This is a genomic window from Aquiflexum sp. (assembly GCF_041749095.1).
Taxonomy (GTDB): domain Bacteria; phylum Bacteroidota; class Bacteroidia; order Cytophagales; family Cyclobacteriaceae; genus Aquiflexum.
In genome coordinates this window covers 1-2,947 of record NZ_JBGTCA010000478.1, presented here as the reverse complement: position 1 = coordinate 2,947, position 2,947 = coordinate 1, and the positions used below count along the sequence as shown (strand labels likewise).

1 protein-coding gene is annotated in these 2,947 nt (G+C 41.2%); it reads right to left on the bottom strand.

The features are described 5' to 3' along the window. Nucleotides 1-2,177, bottom strand: a 2,177-nt coding sequence (locus tag ACEW8O_RS21830) for a SusC/RagA family TonB-linked outer membrane protein (RefSeq protein ID WP_373496750.1), incomplete at its 3' end; no start/stop codon positions are given. Between the last annotated feature and the right edge of the window lie 770 nt (nucleotides 2,178-2,947).

The window sequence follows — 2,947 nt, the reverse complement described above, 5'->3', positions numbered from 1 at the left end:
TGATGTTCCTGGTCCACACCAAAAATATAAGGGATATTTCCAAAACCATAAGAAGCCAGGTATTGCCATTCATCGATCCGGTCATTACCGGTCTGACCATAAGAGGCCCTGATTTTAAAATGGTCAACATTAGGCATGCTGCTTTTCCAAAAATCTTCTTCGGAAACCCTCCAGCCTACTGAAATTCCCGGGAAAAACCCAAACCTGCTACCTTTGGGGAAAATATAGGATCCATCATACCTCCAAACAAATTCCGCCAGGTATTTTTCCTGGTACCCATAATTGACCCTTCCAAAATAATTAAACCGGGCATTTTGATAAGCAGATCCTCCATTATCTCTCTCCGCATTCCCTCCTGCAAACATCTGATCCACAGCTGTAGAAACAAAAAACCGGCGGAAGGCATTTAAGGTATTTCCATATCCGGTGCGCGACTCCACACCTACCATGAATCTCATGGCATGGTTATCCTGAAATACCCTGTCGTAATTCAACATACCATTGATAAGTAGCTGCCTGTCTGCGCCCACATTTTCAGTCAACCTCGGGTCATTAAAGCCTCTTTGTCCTCTGACCAACTCTGGTGTTCCATCCGGCCCAAGGGTGTTTCCATCCCAGGAATAAAGAAACCAGGGTGTTTCGAACCGCTTTTGCATATTAAAAGTCTGGTCCAAACCTACATTTCCGTTAAAGGAAAGGCCTTCTACCCAGGGTGCATCAATATTCAGCCTTAAGGTACTTTGTAAATTATACAAATTAGTCTGATCATAGCCTGTGGCATCTGTGGTTATGACAGATGGATTGTCACCATACTCAATATCCGGTCCGGGACTTCCATCCGGCCAATAAGCATGCATATTAGGTTTACCCCTCGTGATCATCCTGAAAATATTACCTGCTGAGCGGGTAGGAAAGTTTCTTCTCTCCTGCCGACCAGCCACATCAAATCCGACTTTTATATAATCACTGATTTTTCCATCCAGGTTGCTTCTGAAATCATACTGATCGTATCGGGTAGCACTGTTATAATAATAACCGTCCTGTCCTTTTGCCCCGAACATCACGAAATAATTAATATCTTCATTACCCCCTGAAGCTGTTATGGTATGGTAACTTTGAGGCGCCCAAGGTCTAAGGACCTCTCCAAACCAATCAGTATCAGGATGCAACCAGGGGTCCGTACCCTCCCTGAAATCAGCGATATCCTGTTCAGAAAATCGCATGGGCCTGTTCCTATACATATCAATCTCATTGAGCATGGTGAGGTACTGCTCTGCGTTGGCCATTTCCGGAAGTACGGTGGGTTGATTCCAGCCAATGTTGGAATTGATCTCAATCACTGCTTTTCCGGTTTTGCCCCGTTTTGTGGTGACCAATATGACCCCATTAGCGGCCTGCGCACCATAAATAGCCGCAGATGCGTCTTTTAAAACCGTAATGCTTTCCACACTGTTTGGGTCGATTCTAGCCAGTGACCTTCCCGGTATGCCGTCTACTACCACCAATGCCCCGTTGTTTCCCAGGGTGTTGGTCCCTCTGATCCGAATAGTAGAATCATCATTTCCCGGCTCTCCGCTCCTGGTAACAGAACTCAAGCCGGGTAACCTGCCCACCAGACTGTTGCTTACATTGGTGACCGGTGCCGTTCTGATTTCATCCCCGCCTACAGAGGATACCGATCCGGTGAACGTTACTTTTCGCTGTTCACCATAGCCTACCACAACCACTTCCTCCAGAGACCTTGAATCCATGATCATTCGGATGCTCAATGTAGTGGCAGAACCAACGGTGATTCTTTGGGTCTCAAAACCCACAAAAGAAATCACCAAAACAGCCCCCTCTTCTACCTCGAGGGAAAATTTGCCATCAACATCCGTTACAGTCCCGATGGTCGTTCCTTCTACTATTACAGTGGCACCGGGAAGGGATTCTCCAGATCCATCCGTCACCACTCCAGTTATTGGAAACTCAGCATTTTCAATCAGTGTTTTGCCGGAAATATTCTCAATCCGGGAATTTCCCCATTCTAACTCGATAGAATTTTCAGGGGCCATTGTTTCTTCTATGTTATTTATTGGGGTCTTTGCCACCAATAAACCCATAGTCAAGCATTGAAACAGAAAAGCATAATTAAATAATTTGGCCATACCAATGGCATAGTGTATAAGATTTTTCATATCTCTACATTTTTTTAGGTTATTTAAGAATTCACTTGGTTTATTTTCCCGAAACCTTCCAAGGTTAAGGCACCGAATTTTATGACGCATATGGTAATGCATCTTAGGCTATTATTTTGAAATCCCGGATTATTTGCTGCTGGTATTTATTCTAGCCCATTACGATCAATCTCATTAACTTCTGACCAATTTTAAAAAATCATGGTCCAATTTGTTTGTGGCAAGTAAATTTTTTCTCCATATTTTATCTGTTTTACGTTTGAGAATAAAAGTAAAAAATAAACTTTTAAATAAAATACATTTTAACATTTAATTACTATAATTTATTTACTGCTAGAAAAATAAACTAATAAATAAAATACATTTTAACATTTATTTTTATAAAATTAATTTTTAGTATAAAAATTTACATGTATATACGCAATATTACAAATAATGTCAAAATTCAAAAGTTCTTTAAGCTGACCTTCCTATTGCCGGTAACTTCCGTCTTCCAACCATTTCTATGAAAAGCGAAGGCCATTTATAGAAAAGCGGATATACATAAAAAAACTGATCATCCTTTGAAATTACAGAGTAAAAATATATGTAACAATTGATAATTAGCAATTTAAATTTCCATTTTTCTTTTTGAATAAACTACCCCGGGGCAAGCCCCGAAGTATTAGAACAACCCGAGCTGTCCTGAGTGGATTTTCTTGTATTCTTTCTCTTTGCCTTGATTCTCCACATACTTTCTTATAACCTCCCTGTTCCCATATTGGCCAACC